Annotated in this window: 21 protein-coding genes; 3 read left to right on the top strand and 18 right to left on the bottom strand. The window is 63.1% G+C overall.

Annotated features, from left to right (window positions below; translation table 11 throughout):
* Nucleotides 1-495 precede the first annotated feature (495 nt).
* The 12 genes from NKJ72_RS09055 to bglB all read right to left on the bottom strand — a co-directional run bounded on the left by NKJ72_RS09055 (nt 496) and on the right by bglB (nt 17,714).
* The gene (locus tag NKJ72_RS09055) at nt 496-1,179 is read right to left on the bottom strand and encodes a response regulator transcription factor (protein WP_352476713.1); all 684 of its coding nucleotides are present in this window, start codon (nt 1,177-1,179) and stop codon (nt 496-498) included.
* Nucleotides 1,169-1,558: a response regulator gene (locus NKJ72_RS09050; protein WP_352476712.1), complete on the bottom strand. Its 390-nt coding sequence runs from the start codon at nt 1,556-1,558 to the stop codon at nt 1,169-1,171. Before NKJ72_RS09050 ends, NKJ72_RS09055 begins: the two co-directional genes overlap by 11 nt.
* Before the next feature lie 2 nt (nt 1,559-1,560).
* Nucleotides 1,561-2,202 (bottom strand): response regulator transcription factor, encoded by a 642-nt coding sequence (locus tag NKJ72_RS09045; protein ID WP_352476711.1) that lies wholly within the window; start codon nt 2,200-2,202, stop codon nt 1,561-1,563.
* Nucleotides 2,199-5,036, bottom strand: a complete 2,838-nt coding sequence (locus NKJ72_RS09040; protein ID WP_352476786.1) for a sensor histidine kinase — start codon at nt 5,034-5,036, stop codon at nt 2,199-2,201. Before NKJ72_RS09040 ends, NKJ72_RS09045 begins: the two co-directional genes overlap by 4 nt.
* Nucleotides 5,037-5,428: 392 nt before the next feature.
* Nucleotides 5,429-8,557 carry a PAS domain-containing protein gene (locus NKJ72_RS09035; protein WP_352476710.1) on the bottom strand — a complete coding sequence of 1,043 codons (3,129 nt, stop codon included), beginning with the start codon at nt 8,555-8,557 and terminating at the stop codon, nt 5,429-5,431.
* Between the two features lie 190 nt (nt 8,558-8,747).
* The gene (locus tag NKJ72_RS09030) at nt 8,748-9,836 is read right to left on the bottom strand and encodes an ABC transporter ATP-binding protein (protein ID WP_352476709.1); all 1,089 of its coding nucleotides are present in this window, start codon (nt 9,834-9,836) and stop codon (nt 8,748-8,750) included.
* 7 nt (nt 9,837-9,843) lie between these two features.
* The gene (locus tag NKJ72_RS09025) at nt 9,844-10,896 is read right to left on the bottom strand and encodes a carbohydrate ABC transporter permease (protein ID WP_352476708.1); all 1,053 of its coding nucleotides are present in this window, start codon (nt 10,894-10,896) and stop codon (nt 9,844-9,846) included.
* Nucleotides 10,893-11,915: a carbohydrate ABC transporter permease gene (locus NKJ72_RS09020; protein ID WP_502896023.1), complete on the bottom strand. Its 1,023-nt coding sequence runs from the start codon at nt 11,913-11,915 to the stop codon at nt 10,893-10,895. Before NKJ72_RS09020 ends, NKJ72_RS09025 begins: the two co-directional genes overlap by 4 nt.
* Nucleotides 11,912-13,180, bottom strand: coding sequence for an ABC transporter substrate-binding protein (locus NKJ72_RS09015; RefSeq protein WP_352476707.1), 1,269 nt, complete (start codon nt 13,178-13,180; stop codon nt 11,912-11,914). The genes NKJ72_RS09020 and NKJ72_RS09015 overlap by 4 nt, the downstream gene beginning before the upstream one ends.
* 87 nt (nt 13,181-13,267) lie before the next feature.
* Nucleotides 13,268-15,787, bottom strand: a complete 2,520-nt coding sequence (locus tag NKJ72_RS09010) for a hypothetical protein (RefSeq protein WP_352476706.1) — start codon at nt 15,785-15,787, stop codon at nt 13,268-13,270.
* On the bottom strand, nt 15,784-16,617 hold the full coding sequence (kduI, locus tag NKJ72_RS09005) for a 5-dehydro-4-deoxy-D-glucuronate isomerase (RefSeq protein ID WP_352476705.1): 834 nt from the start codon (nt 16,615-16,617) through the stop codon (nt 15,784-15,786). Before kduI ends, NKJ72_RS09010 begins: the two co-directional genes overlap by 4 nt.
* On the bottom strand, nt 16,614-17,714 hold the full coding sequence (bglB, locus tag NKJ72_RS09000; RefSeq protein WP_254818493.1) for a beta-galactosidase BglB: 1,101 nt from the start codon (nt 17,712-17,714) through the stop codon (nt 16,614-16,616). The genes kduI and bglB overlap by 4 nt, the downstream gene beginning before the upstream one ends.
* Before the next feature lie 111 nt (nt 17,715-17,825).
* Between bglB and NKJ72_RS08995 the strand changes: the two genes are divergently transcribed.
* On the top strand, nt 17,826-18,893 hold the full coding sequence (locus NKJ72_RS08995; RefSeq protein ID WP_352476704.1) for a LacI family DNA-binding transcriptional regulator: 1,068 nt from the start codon (nt 17,826-17,828) through the stop codon (nt 18,891-18,893).
* On the opposite strand, the gene NKJ72_RS08990 is transcribed toward NKJ72_RS08995, so the two are convergent.
* Nucleotides 18,878-19,360 carry a flavin reductase family protein gene (locus NKJ72_RS08990; RefSeq protein WP_352476703.1) on the bottom strand — a complete coding sequence of 161 codons (483 nt, stop codon included), beginning with the start codon at nt 19,358-19,360 and terminating at the stop codon, nt 18,878-18,880. The genes NKJ72_RS08995 and NKJ72_RS08990 overlap by 16 nt on opposite strands.
* The gene (locus NKJ72_RS08985; RefSeq protein ID WP_352476702.1) at nt 19,360-20,517 is read right to left on the bottom strand and encodes an LLM class flavin-dependent oxidoreductase; all 1,158 of its coding nucleotides are present in this window, start codon (nt 20,515-20,517) and stop codon (nt 19,360-19,362) included. The genes NKJ72_RS08990 and NKJ72_RS08985 overlap by 1 nt, the downstream gene beginning before the upstream one ends.
* A 228-nt stretch (nt 20,518-20,745) precedes the next feature.
* Here NKJ72_RS08985 and NKJ72_RS08980 point away from each other — a divergent pair, with 228 nt between their 5' ends.
* Together NKJ72_RS08980 and NKJ72_RS08975 are read left to right on the top strand one after the other, a co-directional pair.
* Nucleotides 20,746-21,402 carry a GntR family transcriptional regulator gene (locus NKJ72_RS08980; protein WP_352476701.1) on the top strand — a complete coding sequence of 219 codons (657 nt, stop codon included), beginning with the start codon at nt 20,746-20,748 and terminating at the stop codon, nt 21,400-21,402.
* A 60-nt stretch (nt 21,403-21,462) separates the two neighbouring features.
* Nucleotides 21,463-22,536: a Gfo/Idh/MocA family protein gene (locus tag NKJ72_RS08975; RefSeq protein ID WP_502901841.1), complete on the top strand. Its 1,074-nt coding sequence runs from the start codon at nt 21,463-21,465 to the stop codon at nt 22,534-22,536.
* Nucleotides 22,537-22,566: 30 nt separating this feature from the next.
* Here the strand turns inward: NKJ72_RS08975 and NKJ72_RS08970 are convergent, their stop codons facing one another.
* Genes NKJ72_RS08970 through NKJ72_RS08955 form a run of 4 tightly spaced genes read right to left on the bottom strand, consistent with a single transcriptional unit; the run spans nt 22,567 to nt 26,762 of the window.
* Nucleotides 22,567-23,625 carry an ABC transporter ATP-binding protein gene (locus tag NKJ72_RS08970; protein WP_352476699.1) on the bottom strand — a complete coding sequence of 353 codons (1,059 nt, stop codon included), beginning with the start codon at nt 23,623-23,625 and terminating at the stop codon, nt 22,567-22,569.
* A 39-nt stretch (nt 23,626-23,664) separates the two neighbouring features.
* Nucleotides 23,665-24,486, bottom strand: coding sequence for a carbohydrate ABC transporter permease (locus NKJ72_RS08965; protein WP_352476698.1), 822 nt, complete (start codon nt 24,484-24,486; stop codon nt 23,665-23,667).
* Complete coding sequence (locus NKJ72_RS08960) at nt 24,487-25,389, bottom strand: carbohydrate ABC transporter permease (RefSeq protein ID WP_352476784.1); 903 nt, start codon at nt 25,387-25,389, stop codon at nt 24,487-24,489.
* A 35-nt stretch (nt 25,390-25,424) separates the two neighbouring features.
* Complete coding sequence (locus NKJ72_RS08955) at nt 25,425-26,762, bottom strand: ABC transporter substrate-binding protein (RefSeq protein ID WP_352476697.1); 1,338 nt, start codon at nt 26,760-26,762, stop codon at nt 25,425-25,427.
* Nucleotides 26,763-26,771 lie beyond the last annotated feature (9 nt).

Genomic DNA, 26,771 nt, shown 5'->3' with positions numbered 1-26,771 from the left:
GAGGAGCGAGCGAGGAGCGGTAGAAACGCGACGGTCGTGATGGCTTGCGAGGAACAGGATGCACCGATCCGGGCCGCGAACCTATTCTACCGAAGCATCTGTCATACGATGCCAAGGTGCAGGGCAGGCACGCCGAGGATAGGGGCGGGCCAAGGCAAGCTCTTATAGACACACGTCAATTTAGGCTTGGGTAGCGGCGCGGGGACCGACGCGGCATGGCCGGCGTCAGTTGTTGTTGGATGGAATGTTGCGAGTTTGTGGGTCAGGCTGGGGCCGCCAAGGAGCGCCGCTCAATGGTAACCGATGTTGGCGCGGGCCTTGCCGCGAAACACCCAACAGGACACCGATATACATCAGGATCACCCGCATCAGCACGAGCGTACCGACAGCAGGAAGGCCTGGGCGCGCAGAGGAAGCAATTTCCCGCAGCCTGAAGCAGCCGGGCGCGCCGGGCGATCCTATTGGATGGGGCATGGATCGGCTTGTGCCAAATTCCTAGGCCTGGCGCATCGGCGCGGGCAGCGTTTCCCATGTCCTGATCAGCTCACCGATGGAAGCGGCTTCCATCTTGCGCATGACATTGCCGCGATGCAGCTTGACCGTCACTTCGCTGATGCCGAGGTCGAAGGCGATCTGCTTGTTGAGGCGTCCGCGCGCCACTTCTCGCAGAACCTCGCGCTCGCGCGGCGTCAGCGTCTCGACCCGCTCTACATTGCGCTTGACGATCACCGCATCCGCCCGCCGCTTGGCGTCCACCGCAATGCCCGTGATCACCGCGTCAAGCAGCGTCTGATCCCGCACCGGCTTGGTGAGAAAGTCCACGGCACCGGCCTTCATCGCTTGGACAGTCATCGGGATGTCGCCATGCCCGGTCAGGAAGATGATGGGTTTGGGGTTGCCGTTTTTCGCGAGATGGTGCTGCAGATCGAGACCGCTCGTCCCTGGCATGCGCACGTCGAGGATCAAGCAGCCGGGACTTTCCAACACATCGGCGTCAAGCAATTCGCGGGTCGAGGTAAAGCTGACCGGCAGGAAACCCGCCGACAGGATCAATTCCGACAGCGCCTCCCGAACAGAGGCATCATCATCAACAATAATGACCAGCGGCTGCTCGGCTTCAGCCCTCCGCTGCTGTGATGACGGCGTCGATCTCCGTAATGTCAATTGGTCAACTGTCATGTTTAGGCTCCGTTTTGGGGTTGCGTAAAGCATCGCCGATCGCCGCAAGCAGGGCCTGGCCATCGAAGGGCTTGCAGAAAAGCCCGCCAATGCCCTTGGCGCGGTGCTGATCCACTATCTCGTGGCGACCGGTGATCAGGAACACAGGCAGGTCCGGATGCGCCTTCTTGACCAGGTCACGAAGTTCAAAGCCGTCCATGCCGGGCATCCCGATGTCGGTGATGAGCATGTCCAATCCAGACAGGCCGCTGACCAGCAATGCCCCCGGCGACGAGAAGCTGCGGGCCACATAGCCGGCGGACTCCAAGAGGTCCTCCAGCGACTCGAGCAGTCTTGGGTCATCGTCGACAATCGCAACGACAGGCCTCCGCTTGCTCACCCTCAGCTCCCCCCTGCCCGGCGCGAGTGCGTGATCGGTATTCCCAATCGCTCGGCGATGCGCACTAGGTCGGCGAGCGACGCCGCGATCATCTTCTGCATGACGTTCCTTCTATGAATTTCCAGCGTAACTTCGCTGATCCCTAGTTCAGCGGCGGCCTGCTTATTGAGCAGGCCGCTGACCACCAGCGGCAGCACCTCACGTTCGCGCGGCGTCAGCTCGAGATAACGTTGCTTCAACACGCCCAGCTCGGCGCGCTCCGATCGCTGTATCCGATCCTGGGCAATCGCCGCATGGATTGCGGCCATGAGGTCTGCATCGCTGAAGGGCTTGGTCAGGAAATCCACGGCGCCGTGCTTGATCGCACGCACGGAGGACGGGATATCGCCATGTCCTGTCAGGAAAACGATCGGCGGATGATCGCCCTCGGCAATCTGCCGCTGCAGATCGAGGCCGTTAATATCCGGCAACTCGATATCGAGGATGAGGCAGGCAGGGACGTCCGGCTTGTCAGCGCGGATATAATCACCCGCTGATCCGAACGCTGCGGCACGCAGGCCATGTGCGGCCAGCAGCTCACTAAGCGCCTCGCGAATGCGTTCATCGTCATCTACGATGAAGACAATTTGGCCGTCCGTCGTCATGACGCCGCTTCCATTTCAACCGGCAACGTGAAGATAAACGTCGCTCCACGTGGTTCGTTCTTCTCGACCCATAAACGCCCGCTGTGCGACTCGATGATCGAACGGCAGATCGCCAGTCCCATGCCCATCCCTTGCTCTTTCGTGGTAAAGAACGGTTCGAATATCCGGTCGGGAAACTCGACGCCCCGGCCGCGATCTCTGACTTCGGCCTGGACAACATCCCCGATATGGCGCACGCGGATGCTGATAACTCCGTCATCCGCACCAGAGTCCATCGCCTCCATGCCGTTGCGAATGAGATTGACCAGAACCTGCTGGATCTGGACGCGATCGAGCGCGACTAGCGGAATGTCGCTTTCGACATCAACGCTGATGCGAACGCCCCGCCGCATCGCTTCCTCAGTCACGAGGTCGCGTGCCTCTGCGATGACACTGCTGAGCGCCGCATTGGTCCTCGTCTCGGTGGATTGCTTGAACAGCGCGCGGATGCGGCCGACGACGTCCGCCGCCGAATTGGCGTCCCGGATAATGCGCTCGGCCGTAATCTTCGCGCGTTCGACGTTCGGCGGGACGGCGCCCAGCCAACGGTGGCATGCATGGGAATTGGCGACGATCGCGGCCAGCGGCTGATTCACCTCGTGCGCGATCGAAGCGGAAAGCTCGGCGAGACTTGCAGCCTGAGTGGCTTGCGCGAGTTTGTCGGAGGCTTGTCGCAGCGCTTCCCGCGCGCGCACCTCTTCGTCGATGTCGAGGGAAACCCCGTACCATTCCACAACCGCCCCGTCTTCATCACGCCGCGGCTCGACCCTGCACTCCGCCCAGCGATAGCCATCTGTTTCGCGCCAGCGAAACCGCATCGCGGAACCGCTGCCTGTTTCGAAACAGGTCAGCAACGTGCGCAGCACCTCGGGAGCATCTTCGGGATGAACCAGTTCTTGCAGCAATTCCTCGATGCGCGGCTCTCCGAGTGTTTCGAAATTGGCGATGACGGCGCGGAAATGGTCCTGGTATCGCTTGTTGAAGTAGGCCGGCCCGCCGGTCGGCACCGCGCTCCAAATGCGGACCGGCACAGCGTCGATCATCTGCTGAAGCTGCAATTCGCTCCGCCGCAGCGCCTCTTCGGCTTGCATCTGATCGTCTATGTCGTGACAGAGGCCGTACCACTGCACGATCAGGCCAGCGTGATCGCGCATCGGCTCCGCCCGGCTCGACATCCAGTGATAGACCCCATCGGCGCGGCGCAGGCGATACCTCATGGAGAAGCGCTCGCCGGTAGCAAGGCAGTGACTGAGCGTGTCGCCGAATGCTGCTGCGTCGTCCGGATGGACGGTGGCCGCTATCATCGCTGCCAGCCGGCCGATGCCCTGTTTGTCCAAATCCGTTACGTCAAGGCCGAGAAAGTCGACCATTCGCTTGTTGAAAAAGGTCGGCTCGCCGTCCGGCGTCAGGCGCCAAACGTGGCTCGGAACCATGTCGACAAGCTGCGAGAGCTCCCGCTCCCGGTCGCGCAATGCCTCCTGCGCGCGCACCTCATCGTCGATGTCGATGCTGGCAGTGTACCATTGAACGATCGCTCCACTCTGGTTCCGCAGCGGCTCGGCGCGGCCCTCCCTCCAGCGGTAGACACCGTCAGCGCGACGCAGGCGATACCGTATGGGATAGGGTTCGCCGGTGGCGAGGGAGCGGCTGAGCCATTCTCTCATCCTGGGTCCATCGTCGGGATGGACGGCTGCCGCGACTACGGTCGCCAGGCGGCTCGTGCCCGGCTTGTCCCAGCCCGCGATGTCGTTGAGGCCGATATAGTCTGTCGTGCGCTTGCTGAAGAAGGTTGGTTCGCCGTTGGGCGCCATGCGGGCGATGTGAGCGGGGATCATTTCGACCAGCAACGAGAGTTCTCGCTCCCGCTCCCGCAAGGTCTCCACACTTTGGCGCAAAGTGAGCACCGCCGCCTGATGCTGCCTGGAAATGGCGGCTACGACGAGCGCCGAAAATGCAGAGATGCCCAGAAAAAGCTGCAGCATGATCTGGTTGTGCTTCTGGGACTCGGGATCGCCGGCAAATTGGCTGGCGCCGGATATCGTGAATACCGCCGTGATCAGAGCGAGAACGGTCAATGCTACGGCGGCGCCTCGGAACTCAAAGCGCACCGCGGCCCAAAGAAGAGGCGGCATGATGATGTAGGCGAAGGGCAGATAGCCGCTCAAGGAAAGGGCGGCGATCCCAAGAAAGATCAGCCCTAGGACGCAAGCTTCCATCCACCGCGCTGCCGAGAGCTGCGCCTTGCCGCGCCAGTTCTGGAACACGACCAGCGCCAGTGGCGCTACGATCAGGACTCCCGTCGCGTCTCCGATCCACCACAGCGGCCAAGCCGTCGCAAAGCTTTGCGATTGTATGCCAAACCACGCAAGCGCCGCACTTCCGACCGTGGCGCTTGCAACCGGCGCAACTCCAGCGGCCAGTACGACGAATGCGAGGACGTCCCGCAACGTTTCCAGCCGAACTGGGCGCTTGCAGGTCTGGTTCACAAGGCATGCCCCGGTCACCGCTTCAAGAGCATTGCCGGCAAAGATCAGGAAGGCCGCGGGCAGCGGAGTGTGGAACCACAAGAAGTTGCTGAACAGTTCTGCCACACAGGCCCCCAGCACCCACCACGGCCAGCTATACCTGGAGGCGAAGACAAGCGTAGCGATGAAAAGCCCGCTCGGAGGCCAAATGGAAATCCCTGTTCCAGGTATGATTGCGAGCGACTGGGCGAAGCCGCAGCCCAGGACATAGGCCGTAATAAAAAGCCCCAGATGCGAGAATTGAGGACGGTGCGACCAGACGCGCGACAACCTGCCTCTTTCAAGATCGCTGATCATGTTGCCGCGAATCAGGCCCGGTTCATTCGTCGCGAAAGGTCGGCCACTTCCCGGTCCGGATCGGTCCAACTCATGCGTTAACGCGAGCGTTGCGTTGGAATCGGTCTCGCCAAGTGAGTTGGGCGCTATCGTCATCGGGTGCCCCTGACGGACAAACAAAGTCTGGAGATTGTCGGCGCTTCGTGTAGCACTTGTTCTTGATAGCTGGACTGGGCTGACGGACTCACGTCGCCACCCTAATCCCGCCACGCCCCAACCGCACCTCATGGAAATCCATGCATTGCACAGGGCGGCGGCGCCCCTTCACCGAGAGCCGAAAAACCAAGCCTTACTGAGCGCCGCCGGTGGCCGAGGTGTCGCCCGACTTATTGCGCAGCTTTCGCTTCAACCGGGAGGGTGAAGATGAATGTCGCCCCACGCGGCACGCTATTTTCCACCCAAAGGCGGCCGCCGTGAGACTCGATGATCGAACGGGAGATCGCGAGCCCCATGCCCATCCCGTTCCCTTTCGTTGTAAAGAACGGCTCGAATATCTTGTTAGGACGTTCGATACCCGGGCCTCGGTCGCTGACCTCGGTCTGGATCGTGTCCTCTATCCGGTGCACGCGCATCCCAAGAACCTTGTCGCCCGCGGTGGTGTCCATCGCCTCCATGCCGTTGCGAATGAGGTTGACCAGGACCTGCTGGATCTGGACGCGATCGAACGCAACCAGCGGAAGGTTGCTTTCGACGTCGATGTCCATGCGAACGCGACGCCGCATGGCTTCCTCGGCCATAAGGTCACGGGCTTCCGCAACGACGCTGGGGATCGGCGTACTGGTTCTCATTTCAAGCGAAGGTCTGAACAAGGCACGGATGCGGCTGACGACATCCGCCGCCGAGTTGGCGTCGCGGATGATGCGCTCGGCCGTGATCTTCGCGCGCTCGACGTTCGGGGGCTCGGCGGACAGCCAACGGTGGCATGCGTTCGAGTTGGCGACGATGGCGGCCAGCGGCTGGTTCACCTCATGAGCGATGGATGCGGAGAGTTCGGCAAGGCTCGCCGCCTGACTCGCACGCGCCAGTCTCTCTTGTGCCAGTCGAAGCTCCTCTTGTGTCCGCACCTCATTTTCGATGTCGAGGCAGATAACGTTCCACTGCACTATGGCGCCTTCAGCATTGCGCATCGGCGCGGCACGCGTCTCGACCCAGCGATATTCACCATCGAAGCGCCGCAGACGGTGCCGTCGCGCATACGGCTCGCCTGTGGACAGACAATGGGCATATCTTTCCTTGACACCTGTCAGGTCGTCGGGATGAACACCGGCGTCGAGTGTGCCAGCCAGCCGCGACTTTCCCGCTTCGTCCAATTCCTCAAGATTGTATCCGAGGAATTCGCGGAGCTGCTGGCTGCGGTATATCGGTTCGCCATCCGGCGCGGCGCAATCGATCATTGCCGGCAGCGTTTCAACGAGCTGCCAGAGAGCGCGTTCTCTCTCGCGCAGCGCCGCTTCGACGCGCAGCTGATCGTCGATGTCGTGCGTAAGACCGTACCACTGGACAATGCGTCCGCCGTGATCCCGCAGCGGCTCCGCGCGGCCCTCCATCCAACGATAAACGCCATCGGCACGGCGCAGGCGATACCTCATGAAGAAGCGCTCGCCGGTGGCAAAGCAGCTGTCGAGTGCTTCCTTCAGGCTGGCTGCATCGTCGGGATGGACGACGGTGGCAATGAAGGCCGCCAGCAGGCTCGTGTCCGGCTTTTCCGCGTCCGCTATGTCCAGGCCGAGAAAATCTATCAGGCGCTTGTTGAAGAAGGTCGGCTCACCGTTGGGGGACAGCCGCCAGAGGTAGCTCGGAACCATGTTGACGAGTTGCGAGAGCTCTCGTTCCCGGTCGTGCAACGCCGCTTGCGTGGTCACCAGGTCATGGATGTCGACGCTCACACCGTACCATTGGAGAATGCTGCCATCTTCGTCGCGCAGCGGCTCGGCGCGAGTCTCGGTCCAGCGATAGCCGCCGTCGGCCCGCCGTTGGCGATATCTCTGAACGTAAGGCACGCCCGTTGCGAATGAATGGCGGATCGCCTTCCGTGCGGTGTCGATATCGTCTGGATGGATGACGCTCAGCGACGGCGAGCCGTCCGGGGCCGTGATGTCATGGAGCGTGGCCCCGGTTACATCGGTGAACCGCTTGTTGACGTAGGATGGCGTCCCTTCCGGTGTCGTACTCCAGATCAAAGCGGGCACGGTGTCGATAAGCTGCTGAAGGCGCCGCTCACTTTTGCGCAACGCCGCCTGCGCGCGCACCTCATCGTCGATGTCGAGAGAAACCCCGTACCACTGCACGACCGTTCCGTCGTCATCGCGCCGCGGCTCGACCCTGCACTCAGCCCAGCGATAGGTGCCGTCTTTTTCGCGCCAGCGAAACCGCATCGCGGAGCCGCCGCCAGTTTCGAAACACCTCAGCAACGTGCGCTGCACCTCGGGAGCATCTTCGGGATGAATCACCTCGTGCAGCAACGTTTCGATTCCCGGCTCGCCGAGCGCGTCAAAGTTCGCGATAACGGAGCGGAAATGGTCCTGGTATCGCTTGTTGAAGTAGGCCGGCCCGCCGGTCGGCATCACGCTCCAGATACGGACCGGCACGGCGTCGATCATGTGCCGAAGTTGTTGCTCGCTCTGCCGCAACGCCGCTTCGGCGTGCATCTGATCGTCTATATCGTGACAGAGGCCGTAACACTGGACGATGCGGCCGGCGTCATCGCGCATCGGCTCCGCCCGGCTCGACATCCAGCGATAGACGCCATCGGCACGGCGCAGGCGATAGCGCATGGCGAAGCTCGCACCGGTAGCGAAGCAACCACGGAGTGCATCGCCGAATGCTGCCGCGTCGTCCGGATGAACGGCGGCCTGGATCATCGCCGCCAGCCGGCTCATGCCCGGTCGGTCCAGATCCGCTACGTCGAGGCCAAGAAAGTCAACCATGCGCCCATTGAAGAAGATCGGCTCGCCGTCGGGATCGAGCCGCCAGATGTGACTCGGGACCATATCCACGAGCTGCGAGAGTTCCCGCTCCCGGTCGCGCAATGCTGACTCGGCCCGCTTCTGATCCTCAATGTCTATTGTCGTGCCGTACCATTGAATGATGCGCCCCTGGCTATCGCGAAAAGGTCGTCCTGAGCTTCGAAACCAGCGATAGGCGCCATCGGCGCGCCGCAGGCGATGCTCGGCATCATAGGGATCGCCGGTTTCGAGGCAATGCCGCCATCTGGCGGCTACAGGATCATAATCGTCGGGATGGACGGCTCGACGCCAGCTGAACTCATCGTTGTCTTCGGAGGTGTTGAGACCCTCATGCGTGTTGCCGATGAACGCCAGGGTATTTGGGCTGACATAGGTGAACCTTCCGATGGCATCGGCTGCCCACGCGTTGCCGGGCATGCTCTCGATGATTTGCAGCGCGAGCGTTGCTTCGGGGTCGATTTCGCCAAGTGAGTCGGACGCTGCTGTCATTGGCTTCTCCTGTCGGACAAAAAAGCCTGGGGAGGGTCAGCGCTTGATATAGCACTTGTTTTCAATATCTGGACAGGCGAACTCACCGCCTAAATCTAGTTCCGCCATGCCTCGGCTGCATCTCATGGAAATCCATGTATTGCGCGGAATATCGCCGCTACGAGGCCCCTAACGATGGCCTCGCGTGAGGCTAACGCGGTGCGACACGCAGCCCGGCGGCATCGAAGAGATGCATGCGCTCCGGCGGCAGAGCGAGGTTGATCGGCGGCCCTTGCGTTTCAACGCCCTGCTGCTGGAGAACGGCGATCAGTTTGGTGCCGCCGGCAATGGTGGCGTGGACAACGGTTTCCGGTCCCAACGCCTCGGCCAGCGTTACACGCGCTTCCACCGATCCCTTGCTGCCATTCGAAAGTTGGATGTCGTGTGGCCGGATGCCAAGCGTCGCGTCGTCTCCCGGTTTCAGCGCGACCCCTTCGGCCGCGATCGAGGCTGAGAGCCCGCCTGGACCTTCGACACGTACCTCGGCGCCGCTTGCCGAACGCACCTTCACCGGCAGCAGGTTCATCCGCGGCGCGCCGATGAAGCCGGCGACGAACAGGTTGGCCGGCGCGTTGTAGAGATCGAGTGGCCGGCCGACCTGTTCGATCCGCCCCGAGCGCATGACTACGATGCGGTCCGCCAGCGTCATCGCCTCGATCTGGTCATGGGTGACGTAGATCATCGTGGTTGCCAGCCGCCGGTGCAGGCCCGCCAGTTCAGCGCGCATGGTGATACGCAGTTCGGCATCGAGGTTGGACAGCGGTTCATCGAGTAAAAAGGCGGTCGGATTGCGCACCACCGCACGGCCGATCGCCACGCGCTGCTTCTGGCCGCCCGACAGCTGACCGGGCCGGCGGTCTAGATAGGGAGCAATTTCCAGCATGCGCGTCGCTTCCGTGATCCGCGCGTCGATCTCGGCTTTGGGCATACGGATGTTTTCGAGGCCGAAGGCGAGGTTCTGGCGCACGCTCATGTGCGGGTAGAGCGCGTAAGACTGAAACACCATTGCCAGACCGCGCTGCGCGGCCGAAACGTTGGTGACGTCGACCCCGTCGATCTCGATCTTGCCGTCGGTCGGTCGATCGAGCCCGGCAATCAGCCGCAGCAACGTGGACTTGCCGCAGCCCGACGGGCCGACGAGGACCAGCATCTCGCCGTCACCGACGTCGAGGTTGATGCCGTGCAAGATCTTCATCTTGCCGTAAGCGCGATCGATGTTGGTCAGCGTTATCCGTCCCATAACATCCTCACTTCAGCCCGGTGCCGGCAATGCCGGAAGTGATGTAACGCTGCAGGAAGACGAAGACGAGGACGACGGGGATCATCGTCACCACGGTCATCGCCAGGATGTAGTGCCACTGCACGTTTAGCTGGCCGGCATAGGTATTGAGGCCGACCTGGAGTGTGTAGAGTTCCTTGCGCGACAGCACCACCAGCGGCCACAGAAAGTCGTTCCAGCGCCAGACGACCGAGAAGATCGCCAGCACGGCGAGCGCCGGTGCTGCAAGCGGCAACACGATGCGCCAGTAGATCTGCCATTCGGAAGCGTTGTCCATGCGCGCCGCATCGAGCAGCTCGTCGGGGATGGTCAGCATATATTGGCGCAGCAGGAAGACGCCGGTTGGCGTCGCCACGGTCGGCAAGATCACGCCCCACAGCGAATCGAGCAGCCCAACGGCACCCACCACCGAATAGAGCGGCACCAGGATGACCGACAACGGCACCATCAGCGTACCGACGATAACAAGCATCGTCAGATCGCGACCGCGGAACTTGTATTTCGACAAGGCGAAGGCCGCCATCGAATTGGTGAGCAGCGTGATCAGCGTCGCCATTGCCGTCACAAAAACCGAATTGCGCAGATAGCGCAGGAAGTCGAAATGGACGAAGGGCTCGGTGTAGTTCTCCGTCGCGAAGCCGATTTCGCGCACCGGCTGCCGGTCGGCGATGTTGATCTTGACGACATCGTTCGGCGCCTGCGGGTCTACCATCTGCGCCATGATGCCGATGCGCCGCACCTCGGCCAGCACCTTGGTCGAACCATCCGGCAGCTTCACCTTGTAGAGGGTCAGCGGTTTGTCGTAGCCTTCGACCCTCGCCTGTTGGCTGACATAAGGCATTATGGTCGGCGGGAACTCGGCGAGCTGTGCCGGCGTCTTGAATGACGAACCCACCAGCCAGACGGCCGGGCCGAACATGATGACAACACCGCCGAGCAGCCACAGCCAGCTCACGATATCCGTCCAGTGCCAGCCGCGACCGCCGCGCCGGCGGGTCAGGAATGTCACGACCCGGCTCATTCGCGGGCTCCTTTCCGCTCACCCCGGCGTCCGACCTGCAGCTGAACCAAGGTGAGCACGACCAGCACCAACCCCATCAGGATCGAAGCCGCCGAAGCCAGCCCCGGATTGCGCAACAGGGAGGCGAAGCCGATCTCATAGATGTACTGCGTGATATAGAGGGTCGAGGTTCCCGGCCCTCCACCCGTCAGCACATAGACTTCGTCGAAGATCTGCACGGCGCGGATCAGCGTCAGTACGATGACGACAAGCAGATTCGGCATCAGCAGCGGCAGCGTGATGCGCCAGAACACCCGCGCCGGCTTCGTGCCGTCCATCTCGGCCGCTTCGTAAAGGTCGCGCGGGATCGCCTGCAATCCGGCAAGCAGGATGAGCGTGTAAAAGCCCATATGTGCCCAGACCGAAACGCTGACGGCGGCGGTGAAAGCCCAGAAACGGTCCGTCAGCCAGTTGTGCGGCTCGCCGCCCAGATCATGGACGATCAGGTTGAGCAGGCCTTGGCGCTGCAGGATCCAACGCCAGATCAGGCCGGTGACGACAGGCGACAACAGCACCGGAAAGAAGAACACCGCGCGCCAGAAGCTGCGCCCGACGATCTCGCGGTTGAGGATCAGCGCTGTCGCCATCGACACGGCCGTCATCAGCGCCACCTGCACGACGACGAACAGGCCCGTATTGTGCACGGCCTTCCAGAAGAGATCCTCGTGGCAAGTGGCAGTGTCCAGGTAGTTGCCGCAATCGAGCAGGCGGCGGTATTGCTCGAGCCCCACATAGGTTCGGTCCTGCAGGAAGTAGGCCGTTCCCGACGTGGCCGAATAGAAGAAGTTGATGATCATCGGCACCAGGACGAAAATGCCGAAGATCGCCATGTTTGGCGCGAGGAAGAACGCGGCCATGCCACCGGTGCCCGTCGCGCGCTGCCAGAACTTCAGCGGCACGTTGACGATCGATGCCAGCCAGACGACCGGCGCCGCGAGCGCGGCGCCAGTCCATGCCTTCAGTGTCGCGGCGGCGGTCACTTCGCCTCGGCAACCTTGTCGGCGATATCCTGGTCGATTCTGCCCCAGGCATCGTCGAGGCTGAGTTCGCCGGCCATCACTTGGCTGACGCGCGTCACCAGCGCGGCGAAGTAAGCGTTGGCCCACTTCCACGGCGGCAGCGCATCGGCCGCCGGCAGGGTTTCACCCGCCGCCTTGACGAACTTGTCGAGCGCCGGACCGACGTTCTTGTCGGCCGAGACCCATTTCAGCCCGCCCTTGTCTACGACGCCCTTGTGCGCGGGCAGAAACAGCGTGCGCTCGCTGAATTCTTTCACCACGTCTTCACGGGCCAGATAATCCATGACCTTGGCGACGTCCTTGGGATTTTTGGTGTATTTGATGGCAACCAGCGCCGCGCCGCCCTTCACGCCCGAACATCCTGCGGTACCGCAGGGCGAGCCGGTTGCCACCCAGTCGAAACTATCGCCGATCTTGGTCGACAGATTGGCGACCTGCCAGCTGCCCGAATAGTAGAACGGGATCTGGGCGTTGATGAAGTCGTCGGCGGCCGCGCGATAGGTCGAGCCTGCCGCCGACACCCAGGTATCCTTCAGCATCAGGCCCTTGGCGGTCCAGTCGACGAGCTTGCCGACGAACGCCTTGGTGCCGTCGTCCACTTTCGCCGGCATGCCATCGGGGCCTATATAGTTCGCTCCGAAGGAGACATTCGGACCCGAAATGCGGTGACCGGAACGGTCGATGGCGAAGGCAGCCGGAAGCTGCTGGCTCTTCGCCACCTCGGCGGCGGCGGCGATCCAGTCGTCCCAGGTCGCCTTGTCACCGGGCAGCGGCACGCCGGCCTGTTCGAACAGCGTCTTGTTGGCGAAGCCGCCAGTGAGCGTGAGCTGGGTCATGAAACCCGGGATGGCGTTGGAGCCATCGGGGCGCATCCAGTCCAGCGTGTCAGCGAAATTGGCCTCCCAGTATTTCGGATCGGCCACCAGTGGCCTGAGATCGAGCCAGTGCTGGGCAAGCTCCTTGATGTTCGTGACGCGGGCGATGTCCGGCCCCTGGCCGGCTTCGAGCTGGATGGGCAGCTGCTCCTGGATCACCTTGTAGGCGACGTTGTCGAGCGTGACGTGGATGTCGGGATTGTCCTTCATGAAGCGGTTCAGAATGTCCTGGATGACATCGCCCTCGACACCGTCCGAATACCACATGATGCGCACGTCACCGGCAAACGCGCTGGTCGATGCGAGCAGACTGACCGATAGCGCGGCCAGCAAAGTGCGGGTCTTATTCATGCTTCGTCTCCTCCTTTAGCGGGGCGGCGCCCCGATGGTTCAAGCGGCCACGCCCTCTCCTCTTGAGCGTCGCAGCCGATTTCCTCCCTACTCTCTTTGCTTCATGCGCATCGCCTCACCGCGCACGGTCCAATTGGCCGGATCGAGTGTGCGTCCCTCAGCCACGATCCTTGCGTCGGCCAGGAAATGCACCGTGCCGTACTCCGGATCCTCGACGGTCAACTCGCCGTTGGGACCCGACCGCACAGACAGGCCGGCAACGGCGCCCGCCCAGGCGTCGAGCGCCGGCAGATTGGCATTCCGGTCACCGAGGCGGACGATCCATGTCGTCCTGCGTCCCGCCGCCCGCAACTCGTTGCCGGCGGTCGGGCCGGCCACGACCTGCGTGAGCGGAACATCCGTCTTCAGCATGACGAAGGCGTCGCCAGATTGCGCGAGCGCCCGATCGCCACCCACTTGCACGGCATCGAAGGCACTTGCGGGGAACCAGGCGTGTGTAAAGTCGGGCTGTTCATCCGAGCAGGAGAAGCTGACTATGGCGAGGTCGCGATATTGGTGAAGCCGGGGCAAAGTGCCTGAGCCGCCCCAATATGATGGTCTGCCATATCCCGACTGCAGCACTTCGCCGGGGTGGTTGATCCAGATCTGCGCATCCGGATTCTTGCCCAGCCGGGCGTGAATGACGGTCTCCTGATAGCCCCATTGGTTCCAGCGGTAGCCAGCGGCGCTGCCCATCGCATAGTCGCGCGTCTTGTAGTGGTAGAGCCGCGCGAAGCGGTCTTGTCCCTGCGCAAAAGTCCATTCCCACGCCGTATCGTCGGTGAGGGAAGCAATTGCAGCCAATCCATCCGGAACGCTCAAATCGTGATCCCGGAGACAGAGTGCCAGCTGCGGCAGCGCGTGAAAGCGCATGCCGTAATTGCCCTTGCCCCAAAGCATGCGGCAGATGCCGGATAATTCCAGGGAACGCGCGGCGCGCAGCGTGTGCTCATAGGAGCGGCCCTGCGCCCCGGTGAGGATGCCGCGATGCGCCGAGCGCGCGACGACTTCAAGCAGGCGTATGATTGCCTTGCCGGCACGTTCGGCGATGTCCTTGTCCGGGGCCAGCGCGTAGAGCGCGCACAGGCCCTTGAGGTCGATCGGGAAATAGGGCGCCGAGTTGAACTCGGCCATCTCCCATGTCTCGAAATGGTCGAGCCAGGCGCGCACACGCGCGGCTCCAACCGCGGACTGTTCGCGGCCAAGGCGGCCCGACCGCACGAACCGCACATCAGGCAACAGGCCCCCAGCAATATAGGCGGCGGTGTGGAAGAGCAGCGCGTGGTTCTCGGAAAAGTACCACTGTACATCATTGCCGGGCTCGTCCATCCAGTAGCGATAGCCGAGGATGGCGTTGTCGACGCGCGCACGCAGGCTCGCTTCCAGCCGATCGCCATAGGCCGTGCGGCACCACAGCAGCGGCACCAGGATGAAGTCGGCGCAATCGTGACAATCCTCGATCGCCGGCAGCGTGCCGGCGATCATGGCGTCGGTCTCGGCGCCCTGCTGTCCGATCGCCAGGCGCGCCAGCGCGCGCACGGTGTCGGCCTCGGCGTGACCGGCGACCTCGCGCAGGGCTTCATCTATACGCGCGGTAAGCGTTTCCGGCGCATTGCCCTGACGGCGCGCGTGGCATATCTCGACGCCGAAGACACGTGACACGGCATGGTCGGCGACCTTCAGCGTCACCTTGAAATGGCGAAAGTCGGCCGGCAGTTGCTCGGTATCGGCGATCGGCAGCCGCGCCTGGCCCGCCGGCAGATCGAAGGCGAAGCGCACCGGCGCCTCGATCGACATGAAATCGCCTTCGATCTCGACCTCGACTTGCGCGTCGCGCGGCAGGGCCACGCCGGTGACAAGCGCCACCTGGCCGCCGTCATAGGCGGGACGCTCGAAATGCATGTCGTCGAGGGCTGCTTCCATCGCGTCGGCAACGCCGCTCTCGACTTCGATCGGCAGTGCCACCGAAGCAGCCGGACCGGATAGATAGTCGAGCTGGAAATAGTAGCGGGCGTCGCGCTCGGCGAGATCGTCAAACCACACGCGAATGTCGTTACGGCCGGCCTTCAGCGCGATCTTGAAATGCTCGGCACTTTCCAGATTGCGGCCGTATGGCGCCATCCAGCCGGCTTCCCCACCGTTGGCAAAGAGTATGGCGCCGCCGCATGTGCGCAGCCGCACCACCGCCTCGCCAGTCGAGGCCGCCTCGATAGTGGTCTCGGCCCAGGTTCCAAGCACCGTCGGCCGAAACCAGAAGCCCGACAGGTCGATGCGCGGTGAGGCGAAGGGCAGCCAGATGCGCTCGGCGCCGAATTCGGCGCTGACCTGTGGTCGCTTGCCGCGGCGTTCCGCTGCGAACTGCGTGCGGCACGGATATTCATGCGGAATGAAATTCTTGTGCTTGGTCAGGAAGAAGAAGGGATCCATCTCGCCTTGCATGGGCTGGTCGGCCACGTCGTAGCGCTGCCCGGCGATGGACCCGAGCCGCCAATAGACGATAGGCTGCCCCGCCGTGAGCGGCCGGCGCAGCGTAAAGTCCGTCCGAACGCCTTGCGCGGCCTCGCTCATCGCAAATCCTTCACGGCAACTGGATCGACATCGGTATAGGCCTGGTTCTCGCCGGTCATGCCCCAGACGAAAGCATAGGGGCCGGTGCCGGCACCCATATGGATAGACCAGGCGGGCGACAGGACGACGTCACCGTCGGCGACCATCAGGTGGCGCGTCTTGTCTGGCCGGCCCATCAGATGGACCACACGGTCGGCCTCGGCGAGGTCGAAGTAGCAATAAGCTTCCATGCGCCGCTCATGCAGATGCGGCGGCATGGTGTTCCACACACTGCCCGGCGCGAGGTCGGTGATTCCCATGAGCAAGAGGCAGGACGGGGCCACTTCGGGATGGATGTACATACGCAGCGTGCGCCTGTTCGCACGGGCCTCGTCGCCGAGCACAAGCGGCTTGGCTTCGCTGCTGACGATAAGGCGATGCGCAATGTCGGCGGCGGCTGGCACCGAGTTCATGTAGAAGCGTGCCGGCCTCTCCGGATCGTCGCTCTCCAGCGTCACCTCACGCGCTCCGCGTCCGACATAGACGATGTCGCGGTTAGCCACGTGAAAGCGCCGGCCGTCCACCGCGACCGCGCCATTGCCGCCGAGATTGGCGATGCCCATCTCGCGCGCGTCAAAGAAGAGCGGGGTGCCGACTTCGGCCCCGTTGCCGAATGCCAGCGGGTTGGCCAGCGGCACCGCACCACCGACGATCATGCGGTCGACATGGGTGTAGACGAATTCGATCGCGCCGGGCCGGAACAACCCGTCGACGAGGAACTCGGCCCTCAGCCGGTCCGTGTCCATGCCGGCAATATCGGCCGGCGACACGCCATAGAGCGTCCGCATCATGCCGCCTCCACCTTCGACTGCAGATGCCGCGCCCCTTCGGTCAGGCACAGAATGGCCAGCGCCTGCCCGTAGCCCGTCGGATGGATGGGGATATCGCGATAGAATTGCAGGTCGGCGCCCATGCGTGTGCCATAGGACACGTTCGCAACCACACCTTTGTCATCGATGTTGGCCACCACGGCTTCCAAGGCGCGGAGGCCGGCGGCACGGCACTCTGTCGAGCCGATTCCGAGCCGCGCGGCTTTCATCAAGCCGTAGCCGAAGCCGGCCGTGGCGGAAATCTCCTCGTAAGACGTCGGGTCGTCGAGCAGAGTGTGCCAGGCGCCCGAACTCGCCTGCACCTCGAGCAGGGCGTTGATCTGCGTCTCCAGCACGCCGAGCAGATAGGCCCGAACCGAAGGCGCAACTTCGGCGAACTCCACCAGTTCGAGGATACCGACGGTAATCCAGGCATTGCCTCTCGCCCAAAGCGCGCGGGCGAAATTGTGCCGGCCCGCGAACGTCCAGCCGTGGAACCACAGCCCTGATGCCGGATCGGCAAGATAACGGGCGTGAACCAGGAATTGCCGTTCCGCTTCCTCGACGAAGCGGCGCTGGCCGGCAGCCTGGCCGTAGGATGCGAGGAACAGCGCCACCATGAACAGCGTGTCGTCCCACAATTCGTCGTCGTTGACCCGGTCCGAAACATCATGCTGGAAACCGCCTTCGGGCGTCCGCGGCAAGGCGGTGACTACCTGCTCGGCCCATTCGCGCAGCACCGGCTCGAAGCGCGGCTGGCGCCGGCGTCGCCACAATTCGCTTAGCGCCAGCAGAGGCGCGGTGGTGTTGACGTTCATCGCCGGGAGACCGGCAGCGATGCGTCGATCGTACCAGGCCTCGATCGTCTGCAGCAGCCGATCGTCGCCGGTCTGCGCCCACAGCCGAACCAGCCCGTAGAGCCCCACGCCTTGCGGCCATTCCCAGCTGTCGAAGCTGACATAGTCGCCCGGCGTGCCGTCGAGATTTGGCTCATGGAACCGCCCGTCATGACGCAAGCCGGTCATGCCCGCCACGAGGCTGGCAAGCGCGGAATTCAGGCGTTCGGCCGATAGCGGCATCACTCCTCCCGTTTCTTCCGCTTCATCAGAACTGTTTCACAGCCATTTTTCTTGCGCAATCTGAAAATTTTTTGCATTAGTCGGATGACTATGCCGGAGATGACGGAGCGGATGAGTATCCAGGGCAAGCGCGGCCGCCCCAGCCGCCGCATTCGACTTGAAGAGATCGCGGCGCGTTGCGGCGTGTCGGTCAGCACCGCCTCCCGTGCGCTGAGCGGCGTCGGCGGCGTGAGGGATGAGCTTCGCACCAGGATCATCGAAATAGCGAAGTCGATGAACTACGCCATTCCCGCCTCGGTTGCCGGGCGCAAGGTCATCCTGGCTGCAAGCAGCGTGGCAATGGTGGACAGTGCCCGCAATCAGTTCACCTATCATGTCCTTGACGGACTCAACGAGCGTGCCCGGTTGCTGGGCGTCGAACTGGTGACCCGGCCGGTTTCGGCGCCCGAGGACGAAATCGCGCTGCTGCGTGAATCCGAGCGCGACGACAGCGTCGCCGGTTGCCTGTTTCTGACGCTGGACGATGACGATGTGCTGACGCTGACAGCCGGCTTCGCTAAGCCGATCGTGCTCGTCAACGGCGACGATCCCTCGATGCGCCATTCGAGCGTGACGCCCTGCAATCGCTCTGCCGCCATGCTTGCCGCGCAACATCTGCTCGGCCTCGGCCACCGCCGCATCCTGTTCCTGATGCGGCGTGGCCGGCGCACAATCCAGCGGCGCTATGAAGGTTGGCGCGACGCGCTGATCACGGCCGGCATTGCCGGCTTCGACGACTTCGTGGTCGAGGTGCGGGACTGGCTGCCGGAACTTGCGAGCAGAGCCGTGACCGAGCGCATCGCGGCCCGCGGCCTCGATTTCACCGCCGTGCTGACGGCCGGCGACAGCCTGGCCTTTGGTGCCATCGCCGGCGTCCAGGAGGCCGGATATTCGGTGCCTGGCGATGTGTCCGTGGTCGGTATGGACGACTTGCCGCTCGCTGCCTTCTGCAATCCGCCGCTGACGGCGATGCACATTCCCATGCGCGAGATCGGATCGGCAGCACTTAGCCTGCTGCTCGACGACATGGCCCATTCGGGGTCGCCGCCGCGCCGCGTCGAACTTGCCTGCAATCTCGTGGTGCGCCAGTCGACGGCACCAGCCCGGAGCGGCGCCGGCGGTCATCAACTGGCCTCTTGAGCGCGCGACTTGCCGCCAGCAAAGAGCAGCGGCAAACCCTCTTGCGTCTCCAGTTCAAGGACACGTCCAAGCAGGATCATATGGTCGCCAGCCGGGAAACGGTCGGCGACGCTGCATTCGAACCGCGCCAGTGCGCGCGGCAGCAATGGCACGCCGTGCTCGCTCCACGACAGGTCAAGATCGGCAAAGTCCGTCCCCGACTTCGAAAAACGCCAGCACAGATCGATTTGATCTTCCGCCAGCACGTGAATGGCGTAGTGCGCGGAATTAGCGAAGGCTTCGAACCGGCGCGAGTGGCGGCCGATTGACCAGAGCACCAGCGGCGGGTCGAGCGACACGGATGAGAAGCTGTTGGCAGTGATTGCGACCGGGCCGTCGGCCGTGCCGGTGGTGACGACCGTGACGCCGGTGGCGAAACGCCCGAAGGCATTGCGCAAAAGGCGTCGATCGCACACGACATGCTCCATCAGCGGCGCTCCCCCGTTCCCAGTGGTGTCGCAGGGATCCGTTCCGGCACCCGGCCATAGGCGTGCGGGAGCGAGCATGTCTTGAGCTGGGGCAGCACCTTGGTGCCGAAATGACGCGCCTCGTCGAGATGCGGGTAGCCGGAAAAGATGAAGGCGCGGATCCCCATCTTCATATACGCCTCGATTTCCGACAGAACCTGATCGGTCGAGCCCACCAACGCCGCGCCGCAGCCGGAGCGCGCTCGCCCGACGCCCGTCCACAGATGCGGCTCGACATAGCCTTCGGCATCGGCGATCTGGCGGTTCCTGGCCTGGTGCGATACGCCGAGCGATCGGGCGTCGAGCGCGCGCTCGCGGATCGCCCTGCCCTGCTCGTCGTCCAGCTTCGAAACCAGCTCCCGGGCATATTCCTTTGCCTCGGCCTCGGTGTCGCGCACGATCATGTGGACGCGCAGGCCGTAGTCGAGCGTCCGCCCATGGCGCTCGGCGCGTTCGTGGACGGCTTTCATGCGCCCGGCAAGTTCCACCCTGGTTTCCGGCCACATCAGGTAGACGTCGCACTGTTCAGCGCAAAGCTCGAGCGCGTCGGGCGAATAACCGCCGAAATAGAGCAGCGGACCGCCGTTTTGCTGATAGGGCTTCGCCGGCGCCGTCGAGAGCCCCTTGAAACGATAGACCTCGCCCTCGAAATCGATGCTGTCCCTGGTCCAGGCCTGGCGCAGTATCTGCACTACCTCGCGCGAACGCTGATAACGGTAGGCGCTGTCGGCTGTCTCGCCCGGAAAGTCCGACGAAATGATGTTCACCGTCAGCCGGCCTTCCAGCATGTGATCCAGCGTCGCAATCGTGCGCGCCAGCATGATTGGCTGCATCTCGCCGCAGCGCACAGCGGCGAGCAGATTGATCTTCGAGGTGATCGGCGCGCAACCGGCTACGAAGCTGAGCGTGTCCTGGCCGACCTGATAGGACGACGGACACAAGATGTTGCGGAAACCGAGTTCCTCGGACGTCTTCACGATCTCGGAGCAATGCGCCCAGCTCGAGCGCAGCGCGCCGTCCGGAACGCCGAGATAGCGATAGTCGTCCGAGCAGAGTGCGGCGAACCACGAGACTTCGGCAGCTTCGAGATCCGGCGAGGTGATTGGGACGATGCTCATTGCCACTCTTCAGAAAAGAAGCCCGGGCCACTCTTCAATGACCTCAGGAGCTACGAATAGGGCTTGCGTAGCATTCGTTTTGGTGTAGATCAATACTGTATCAATTTTGGAGCCAAACCCTAAACCAGGATGCGATTGGAACACCGGATGCATTTGACAAGGGCGGACCCCGGCCACCGATCCAGCCAGATGCGCGGCCCCCTGCCTGTGCACTTGCAGACCAGCGAAATGCTGATCCGCGAAATCGCGGCCGGACGGCTGGCCGACGGGGCGCGGCTGCCGCCCGAGCGCGCGATGGCCGCGAGCCTCGGGATTGCCGTCGGCACGCTCAGGCGGGCGCTGGCAGATTTGACCGAAAAGGGCCTTCTCGACCGCATCCAGGGCTCGGGTAACTATGTGCGGGCGCGCGGCGACTTGCTCGGGATCTATGCTTTCTTTCGCCTGGAGCGTATCGGTGGCGGCGGCCTGCCGAGCGCCGACGTGCTATCCGTCGAGCGACTGCCCAAGCCAGCCGACCTGCCGCAATTCGGCAGCGCCGGCGAAGCCCATCGGATACGCCGGCTGCGGCGGCTCGACGGAGAGCCTGCCGCGGTCGAGGAGATCTGGCTGGACGTCAGCCGCGCCGAGCGGCTCAAGCGCGAGGACCTGTCTGAATCCCTCTATCTCCACTACCGGCTCGCGCTCGGCTTTTCGATCGTTCGCGCCGAAGACCATGTCGCCGTCGCGCCTGTGCCGGACTGGGCCCCGCTCGAGTTCAGGCCACCGCCGGGGACGGTCGTGGGTTTCATAGAACGTATCGCCTGGGCTGGCGACGGCGCCAGCGCGGAATATTCCCGCAGTTGGTTCGATCCGGGCGCGGCGCGGTACGTCACACGTTTCAGATAGGCCGGAGCAAGACGCAGCGTGACCAGATCATCGATCGGCTACGGCATCATCGGCTGCGGCATGATGGGCCGCGAGCATATCCGCAACATCGCTCTGTTGCCCGACGCGCATGTGGCCGGGATCTTCGAGCCGGACCCCGGCATGTTGGCGGCGTCGCTGACGACGGCGTCGGGCGCGCGATCGGCGGCATCGATCGCCGAGCTGCTGGCGATGGACGAGGTGGACTGCATCTTGATTGCCAGCCCCAACCACCATCACCTCAGTCAGATGGAGGAGATCGCCGCACTTCGACCACTGCCGGTGCTGGTGGAAAAGCCGCTCTTCACCGAGGCCGCCGACGAGAGGCGGATCGCGGCGTTGAAAGCTCGGCTTCCGCTCGTCTGGGTTGCCATGGAATATCGCTATATGCCGCCCGTCGCCGCATTCGTCGAGCAGGCGCGCCACGCCACCGGCGGCATCCGCATGCTGACGGTCCGCGAGCACCGCTTCCCGTTTCTGGCCAAAGTCGGCGACTGGAACCGCTTCAACCGCAACACCGGCGGCACGTTCGTCGAGAAATGCTGCCACTTCTTCGACCTGATGCGGCTGATCCTCGAATCCGACCCCGTCCGTGTGATGGCGAGCGCTGGACAGGCCGTAAACCATCTCGACGAACGCTATGGCGGTGAGAGGCCGGATATCCTTGACCATGGCTATGTGCTGGTTGATTTCGCGAGCGGCACGCGCGCCATGCTGGAACTGTGCATGTTTGCCGAGGGCAGCCGCTACCAGGAGGAACTCTGCGCTGTCGGCGGCGACGGAAAGATCGAATGTCTGGTGCCCGGACCAGGCCGTTTCTGGCCGACCCACCTTGGCCCTGCGCCAGTGCCCCAGTTGATCGTCAGCCCGCGCGATCCGCCTGGACCACGACTGCTGGAGATTCCCGTCGACCCCCGGCTGCTCGAGGCAGGCGACCATAACGGTTCGACCTTTTTCGAGCACGCTCGCTTCACCGCTGCGGTGCGCGGACAAGGCAAAGTGGAAGTGACCTTGCGAGACGGCTGGTGGGCTGTCGTCATGGGCCTCGCCGCCGAGAGATCGGCCCGCGAAGGCCGCGCCATCGAACTCGCCGGTGAATTCGCATTGCCGACCTAAGGCCGACCACGCATTCACCGGACCACCGAGTCAGATGCGCCGACCGGTTGCTGCGTCGAACAGATGCGCACATGCGCGGTCGATCTCGATCCGCACCCCTTCGCCTTGCTTGAGCGCAAGCCTTTCTCGGAAAAGGCAGGAGATTTCTTCACCGGAGCAGTCGACCCTGGCGAAGATTTCCGAGCCGGTCGCCTCGAGAAGCGTGATCGTGCCCGGCACGCCCTGCCGGGTCGCCCGTATATGTTCCGGTCGAATGCCGTAGACGAGTTCGCGTCCTGCGGCATCCGCCGGCTGGGCGCCTTCCGGCAACGGCAGGATCAACCCGCCGGCGCTGCGGAACACGCCCTCCTCGATGCGGCCGGCAATGAAGTTCATGGCGGGCGAGCCGATGAAACCGGCAACGAAGAGGTTGGCCGGATGGTCGTAGAGGTCCAGCGGCGCGCCGATCTGCTCGACCAGGCCGTCATGCAGCACGACGATCTTGTCGGCCATGGTCATGGCCTCGATCTGGTCGTGCGTGACATAGATCGTCGTAGTACCCAGCCGCTGGTGCAGGGCCTTGATCTCGCCGCGCATCTGGACGCGCAATTTGGCATCGAGGTTGGAGAGCGGCTCGTCGAACAGGAAGACCTGTGGGTCGCGTACGATCGCGCGGCCCATGGCAACGCGCTGGCGCTGGCCGCCAGAAAGCTGGCGCGGATAGCGGTCAAGTAACTTTTCCAGGCCAAGAATGCCGGCTGCTTTCCGGACCCGGCCAGCGGTGTCGGCCGGATCGGCTTTCTTGATCTTGAGGGCAAAGCCCATATTGTCGGCAACAGTCATATGCGGATAGAGCGCATAATTCTGGAACACCATGGCGATGTTCCGGTCCCGCGCGCGCAGATTGTTGACCATGCGTTCGCCGATGGCGATCTTTCCGCCGGAGATCGTTTCAAGGCCTGCGATCATGCGCAGCAGCGTCGATTTTCCGCATCCCGACGGACCGACCAGGATGACGAATTCGCCGTCGGCGATGTCGACGCTGACATCGTGAATGATTTTGGTGGCCCCGAAGGCCTTCTGCACGTTGTTGATTGTTACCGATGCCATTGGATCTTTCCTGGAAAAGAGTGATGTCAGGACGCACCCTCAGCCGCCCTTGACGGCGCCGGCGGTCAGCCCCGCGACGATCTGCCTTTGCGCGAACATGGTCAGGATCAGCACCGGCAGCGTCACCACCAGCGCCGCCGCGGCGAGCGGGCCCCAACTGACCTGCTCGTAGGACAGCATGTTGTAGACGGCGACCGGGAGTGTGCGCGTCTCACGGCTGGCGAGCACCACGCCGAAAACGAAATTGTTCCACGAGAAGATCACGGACAGGATGAAGGCGACGACGATGCCCGGCTTGGCGATGGGCAGGGCAACCAGCCGGAAAACCTGCCACGAGCTGGCGCCGTCGATGTTGGCCGCCTCCTCCAGTTCCATCGGCGTGGTCTCGAAATAGCCGATCATCACCCAGACCACGATCGGCACCGTCACCACCAGGTGGATGATGATCTGTGGCCAGAGCGTGCCGAGGATCCCGATCCATTGAAACAGCAGAAACAGCGGGATGAGATAGGATAGTCCGGGCGTCATGCGGGCGATCATGATGACGACCGCCGATCGTTCAGCCTTGAGCCGTGCGATGCCATACCCGGCCGGTACGCCGATCAACAGCGCCAGCAAGGTCGCCGTGCCGGTGACCAGAACCGAATTCCAGAGATACAGCAGGAAATTGTTCTCCTCGAACACTTTCACATAGTTCGACCAGGCGAAACGTTCGGGGATCAGGATCGGCGGATAGGCACCGTTATCGATTTCGAATTTCAGCGACAACGAGATCATCCAGAGGAAGAACAGGATCGCCGGCGAGACGAAAACCAGGGCAGCGAAAAACAGACCGATCCGGTTGAGCAGCCGTGAACTCATCTATTTGCCCTCCGTATCGATCCACTGCGAGCGTTGGCGCAGCATCAGCAGGACAAAAGACAGGGCCACGATGACGACGAAGAACACCACGGCCATGGCCGAGCCGTAGCCGATATCGTAGTAGGAGAAGGCGGTGTTGTAGAGATAGATGTTGATGGTCTCCGACGCCGTGCCCGGGCCGCCCTGGGTCATCGCGTAGATGATGTCGAAGCTCTTCAACGCATCGATGGTCCGGATGATGACCGCGATCATCAGGAACGGCGCGATCATCGGCAGAGTGAGATAGCGGAATTGCTGCCAGGCATTGGCGCCGTCGATCTCAGCGCTTTCGAAGGGCTCGCGCGGCACCGAGGCCAGCCCGCCGAGCACGATCAGCATGACCAGCGGCGTCCACTGCCAGGTCTCGACCGCGACCAGCGACGGGATGACCGTGTTGGCGTTGAATATCCATTCCTGAGCCGGGATGCCGACCAGCGACAGCAGGTAGTTGAGCACGCCAAGCTGAGGATGGAACATCATTGTCCAAACCAGTGCCACGGCAACGGGTGTCGCCATCATCGGCATGACGAAGACGCCGCGCAGCAAGCCGCGCAGCGGAAACCTGGCGTCGAAAATCAGGGCGGCCAGAGTGCCCAGCAGCATCGGCGCTGCAACCGAGAGGAAGGTGTAGGTCAACGTATGAACAAGGGATTCCCAGAAACGTGGGTCGCTTGCCAGGCGGAGATAGTTTTCCATCCCGGCAAAGCTCCGCGATTGGCCGAGCGTCCAGCGGTTAACGCTCATCCACAGGGTGAAAGCCCAGGGGAAGACGATGACGGCGCCGACGACGACGAGTGCGGGGACAACGAAAGGCCAGTAGTTGGGAGCCAGCCGGATGGTCTGGCTCCCGTCGATAACCGGCATCGTCACCCCGGTCTGTTCTGGGGTGGTGGCCGACATCAGCCCTGCTCGCTCCTGTCGAGAACCGGCTGGAACTGCTCGGTGGCCTTCTTCAGCTCCGCGGCGGGATCGGCGCCGGCAATCATGTTGGTCAGCGCCACGCCATAGATGTCGCGGAATTCCGTGACGGGGATGATGACCGGCAGCGCCAGCCGGCTGATATTGCCCGAGCCGACCACGGCATCGAGCCAGCTTGCCGGCATGGTTACGCCTTCGCGCACCTTGGGATCCTCCAGCACTGATTTGCGGAACGGAACGCCAGCGCCGGCCTGCAACAGCCGCGCGCCCATGGCTGGCGATACCGCCCACTGGCAGAACAGATAGGCAGCTTCCTTCTTCTCGCTGGCGGCGGTAACGCCAATCCCGTCGCCGAAGGTGCCCGAGGCATGCGCCTTGGGACCCTTGGGCATGACGCCATAACCGACTTTGCCGACCACCCTCGACTTTTCCGGGTTTTCCATCGGCGGGGCAAAACCCACACCGTCGAACCACATGCCGATCTTTCCCTGCAGGAAGGCAGACTGTGCTTCGGCCCAATTGAACCCCGTGACGCCCGGAGGGGCGGACTTGGTCATCAATCTTTGATAGAGCTTGGCAGCCTCGACCGCCTCGGGAGCCTCGGTGCGCAGCTTGCCCTTGTCATCGAGCGGCGTCATGTCGTAGCCGAGCATCAGCGACGTCCACACCGGCGTGTTTGCGTTCTTGAGCCCGCGGGCGACGAAACCGTATGTATTGGTCGAGGGGTCGGTCAGCGCTTCGGCGGCGGCCACCAGTTGCTCGAAGGTCTCGGGGTATTTGAGGCCCTTGGCCTCGAACAGCTCCTTGTTCCAGTAGAGGATCCAGTAGTCCACCGAGAAGGGTAGCGAGCGCAGCACGCCCTGGCCGTCCTTGGCAAACAGCATGCCGGCTTCGGCGAAGTCGCTTTCGACCAGCGCCGGATCGGTGAGCGACGGGTCGGCGAGATAGCCGGCGATGTCGGCCAGCCAGCCGCCCTTCTCGAACTGGCGCTTCTGCACGTGGTAGCTCAGATGCACGACATCGAAGCTCGGCTTGCCCGAGCTCAACTCGATCACCGTCTTCTGGCGCTGCTGCTGCTCGGGCGTTGCCTCGGCATTGACCTTGATGCCGGTCAGTTCCTCGAACTCGGCAAGATATTTCAGGATGGTGTCGCTGCGCGGGCTTTTCACCAGATTGACGTCAAGCGTCGTCCCGGCAAAGCGTTTCCAGTCGACGCCTGCGGCAAAGCCGGGGCGAAGCCCCACAAGGCCGGCAGCGGTTAGCGCTGCGGTTCCGGCAAGGAGTTGCCTCCTGGTTGGGTTGAACAGATTGGACGACATTTCTTCCTC

The sequence above is a fragment of the Mesorhizobium sp. M0045 genome, assembly GCF_040323385.1.
Taxonomy (GTDB): domain Bacteria; phylum Pseudomonadota; class Alphaproteobacteria; order Rhizobiales; family Rhizobiaceae; genus Mesorhizobium.
This window is presented reverse-complemented; position numbering and strand designations above follow the sequence as displayed.